This window comes from Streptomyces malaysiensis subsp. samsunensis (assembly GCF_024519315.1).
GTDB lineage: Bacteria > Actinomycetota > Actinomycetes > Streptomycetales > Streptomycetaceae > Streptomyces > Streptomyces malaysiensis.
On sequence record NZ_JANIIC010000164.1, the window covers coordinates 1 to 4,148 of the forward strand.

The following is a 4,148-nucleotide window of genomic DNA, read 5'->3' on the forward strand; positions in this document are numbered from 1 at the left end:
AAGCTGTGTCAGAACCGGTGATCTGTGACGTTCTGTAACTGGTGGGCTTGTGGGGTGCCGGAACTCGGAGCGTCAGGACGCGGCGAATTACCGTGGAGTGAACGGCTCCGGAAGCGTCCCTGTGCGGAAACGGGATCAGTGGGAAGCTTTTTGTGAACTCAGGGCTGGAGTGTGCGCCGTCTGACTCTTTGATCATTCAGCCGAAGCCGATGCTCCATGAGGGCGTGTTCGCAAGACGTATGGTGCGTTCTGTGTGCCCTGGGTGGCGACTGTGGGCCCGGCGCGTGACGTGTGGCGACCCATGATGCGCGCGCCCGCCATTGGGGTGACTCCCAGGTCAAGAGTATTGGCACAGGGTTACCCCGGTGGGTTACTGGAATCGTCCCATCCGGTGGGTTGTCCCTCCCTGGATGCGGTTGACGCCGTATTGCCTGATCGGCGTCTTGCACCGGCGGCGACCGTGTCGTGGATTCTCCCGGCGGGCTGAGTGCCCGCCCGTATTACCCGCGATCTGCAACAACCTTCGGGATCGAGCCGTTCTCGCAGGCGGACGTCGGCGGTACCGGCTGGCCACCCGCTGTGCGCTCAGCCCGCGGTTTCGGCCCTCACCGATTGACTCGGCATCGCTGTGGACCGTTGTCCGCACCGCGATGGTATCCGGCCTGGTCCCCAGGGGCGTCGTTGCGCGGCTCCACCCCATCGACCATGGAGGCAGTCATGCCCATCAACCCCAGCTCAGGATCGAGCGGTGGCGGTCAGTCCGTCGCCATCACCGGCAGCAATCTCAGCGGAGCCACCGCTGTGCACTTCGGCTCCAAGCTGGCCACCATCACCGCAGACACCCCCACCTCGGTCACGGTCACCACACCGGCCGGCAACGGAGTGGTCCCCGTGACCGTGACCACGCCGGGCGGCACCAGCAACCCGCTGAACTTCTTCTACGTCGGCGCGCCCTTCAAGTCCGCTCTGAGCGCCACCGCCGGTCCGCTCGGGGGCGGCAACATCGTCACCATCACTGGCATCGGGCTGTCGACGGCCACAGCGGTGCATTTCGGCGCCAACACCGCGACGCCCACTATCGTCTCCGACAGCGTCATCACTGTTGCGGTGCCGGCGGGCGCGGCGGCCGGCGCGGTCGGGGTCAGCGTCACGACCACGGGGGGCACCAACAACGGCTTCTCCTACACCTACGTCGACACGCCCACCATCGGCACCGCCAACCCCACCTCCGGGCCCGCCTCCGGCGGCACGGCGGTGACCATCCCCGGCACCGGCTTCGCCACCACCCAGTCGGTCACCTTCGGCGGTGTCCCGGCGCCGTTCACCGTCATCAACGACACGACCGTCTCCGCGGTCTCGCCGCCCACGGCGGACGGGGCGCCCGGGCCCGCCGACATCACGGTCACCACTGTGGCCGGCAGCGCGACATCCCCGACCCCGTTCCAGTACGTGGCTGGTCCGGGCATCTGATCACGCCGTGGTACGACGCGCCAGAAGGAGATCCATCCTGAGCACCCCTCAAACAGGTACAGACACCGGTCCTTCGACGGCCGTGGCGTCCCCTCCTGTGATCAGTTCCGTGACTCCTGCCGCCGGTTCCCCCGGCGGCGGGACCCCGGTCACGTTGACCGGGAGCAACTTCACCCAGATCACGGTGGTCCGCTTCGGCCAGATGTTTGCCCCATCGTTCACGGTGGTCTCCGCTACCCAGATCACCGCGGTGGCCCCGCCCGGCAGCGGCACCGTGCACATCACCGTGACCGGGTCGGGCGGCACCAGCAACGGCGTGGCATACAGCTACGTATCCGTGCCCGCGCCCGTGCTCACGGGAATCTCGCCCGCCTCGGGTCCTGCCTCGGGCGGTACGACCGTCACGCTGACGGGGAGCGGCGTCGCGGGGGCGACGGCGGTGCGCTTCGGTTCGACGCCCGCCTCGTCGTTCACGGTGGTCTCCGCTACCCAGATCACCGCGGTGGCCCCGCCGGGCAGCGGCACCGTGCAGGTCACGGTGACGACGCCGGGTGGGACGAGCAATGGGGTGGCATACAGCTATGTGTCGGCGCCGGTGCCGGTGCTCGCCTCCGTCTCCCCGGGGCAGGGCCCCGTCGGCGGCGGGAACGCTGTGACGCTCACCGGTAGCGGCCTTACGGGCGTCACCGCCGTCACCTTCGGCGCCACATCCGCCTTGTCGTTCACCGTGGTCTCGGCCACCCAGATCACTGCCCTCGCCCCGCCGGGGGCCGCCGGGCCGGTGCAGATCACCGCGACCGGACCGGGCGGCACCAGCAGCGGGGTCACCTACTTCTACGTCGGCGTCCCCACCCTCACCGGCGCCTCACCCACCACGGGCCCCGTCTCCGGCGGCACCACCGTCACCCTCACCGGCACCAGCCTCCTCGGTACGACGGCGGTGCGCTTCGGTCCGACGTCCGCTTCATCGTTCACGGTGGTCTCGGCCACGCAGATCACGGCGGTGGCGCCACCGGGCAGCGGCACCGTGCAGATCACGGTGGTGACCCCGGGCGGCACCAGCAACGGCATCCCGTATACCTATGTCGCCACGCCCGTCCTCACCAGACTGTCGCCGACCGAGGGGCCGGTCGATGCCGGGACCACGGTCACGCTCTTCGGCAGCGGACTCACCACGACCAACTCGGTGCTCTTCGGCACCACACCCGCATCCTTCACCGTCGTCTCCGACATCTGGGTCACCGCCCTCGCACCGGCCGGGCCCGCCGGACCGGTGAACGTGACGGTCACCACGCCCGGCGGCACCAGCAACAACGTCGTCTACACCCGTGTGGCGGCACCCGGAATCTAGAGGAACGAGACCGATATTTATGCTGTCCGCGACCATGGCGAAGGACGCCCGCCGGCCTGGCTGTGGTGGGCAACCCCGGTTTCAATGCCTGCTATGGGTGCTGGAGTGTCCAGGGTCTGCCGGGCAGTCGCGGCAGACCTTTACGGGCCATCCCAGGCGGCCCCGTCCATCGGGGCCGCTGGCGGTGTAGGCGTATCCACCCTCGTGCAGGCCCTCGGTGGCACCGCACCGGGCACACGCCCGGCCGCTCAGCCGTCGGTCCTGCTCGGGCGTCATGTGGAGGAGATCCAGGACCTTGGCGCGGACGTCGCGGAATGCCGGAGAGCTTGAGGATGGCAGGACAGCGCGGGCGAGGGACTGCCTGGAACAGGGCATGAGCACCTTCGGTGGTAGTCAGGCCGCCCGGCGGCGCGGCAGAGGAGAATTGCTGTCGGGCGACCACTGCGGCGGGCCTGCCCCGACCGGCCGGACCCATTCCCGACATCAGTCGTATGGGGGGTATCAACGACACGGCCCAGCTGCCAGGTACGGACCCCGTGACCCCGGTCAGCGCAAGGTGGTGGGGGCCAGTCGGATCGTCTGTGGCTGCGTGAGGATGCGTATGGGCTTGGGCTTGCCCGCCGCTTTCACCGGTTCGACGGGGTGCGGCGTGGTGCGCGGTGGTCGGGGAGGGCGGGTGAGACGGCGGACCATGAGGGTGATGAAGGTCCAGGTGATGTGGGCCTCGCTGTGGGAGATAAGCCGCTCGTAGTCACGGACGTTTCTCCTGGCTCTCATGACCCACGAGATCGCCCGCTCGACGCGCCACCGCTTCGCCAGGACGGCGAATCCGTCCTGGTCTTTGCGGCGGGGCACCGTCTTGAGGGTGATGCCGAGGAAGGAGCGGGACCAGTCGACGAGGGTTCCGCCGTAGGCGGAGTCCGCCCAGGCGACGGCGATCTCGGGATGGGTCAGACGCAGGCGGAAGAGCTGGTCGCGCGCGGGGATACTGTCGTGTGGGGACGCAGGGGTGACCATGACGGCCAGAGCCATGCCTCGCATGTCTACGGCCAGGTGCCGCTTCCTGCCGTTGATCAACTTCCCGCCGTCGAAGCCGCGGGTGTCCTGGCTCACGGTCTCGGCGCCCTTGACGGACTGGGAGTCCAGGATCACCGCGACGGTGCGGGGATTGAGGCCGTCGTGGACGCGGACTTTCTGGTGCAGTTCGGCATGGATGCGGGCCAGGTCCCCACTCGCCCGCCATCGCTGGAAGAACCCGTAGACCGTGCGCCAGGGGATCCCGAAGTCGACGGGAACGGCCCTCCACTTGATCCCATTGTCATTGACG

Annotated in this window: 3 protein-coding genes; 2 read left to right on the plus strand and 1 reads right to left on the minus strand. The window is 68.7% G+C overall.

Translation table 11 applies throughout. The features are described 5' to 3' along the window. Window positions 1-717: 717 nt before the first annotated feature. Window positions 718-1,470, plus strand: a complete 753-nt coding sequence (locus NQU54_RS48100) for an IPT/TIG domain-containing protein (RefSeq protein ID WP_257636578.1) — start codon at window positions 718-720, stop codon at window positions 1,468-1,470. Window positions 1,471-1,567: 97 nt separating this feature from the next. Beyond that, the gene (locus NQU54_RS48105; protein ID WP_257636579.1) at window positions 1,568-2,821 is read left to right on the plus strand and encodes an IPT/TIG domain-containing protein; all 1,254 of its coding nucleotides are present in this window, start codon (window positions 1,568-1,570) and stop codon (window positions 2,819-2,821) included. 546 nt (window positions 2,822-3,367) lie between these two features. Here NQU54_RS48105 and NQU54_RS48110 read toward each other — a convergent pair. Beyond that, window positions 3,368-4,148, minus strand: a 781-nt coding sequence (locus tag NQU54_RS48110; RefSeq protein ID WP_257636580.1) for an IS5 family transposase, incomplete at its 5' end; no start/stop codon positions are given.

Coding starts and splice junctions, on each gene's coding strand:
- NQU54_RS48100 (WP_257636578.1), top strand. CDS start 718: ATGCCCATCAACCCCAGCTCAGGATCGAGCGGTGGCGGTCAGTCCGTC.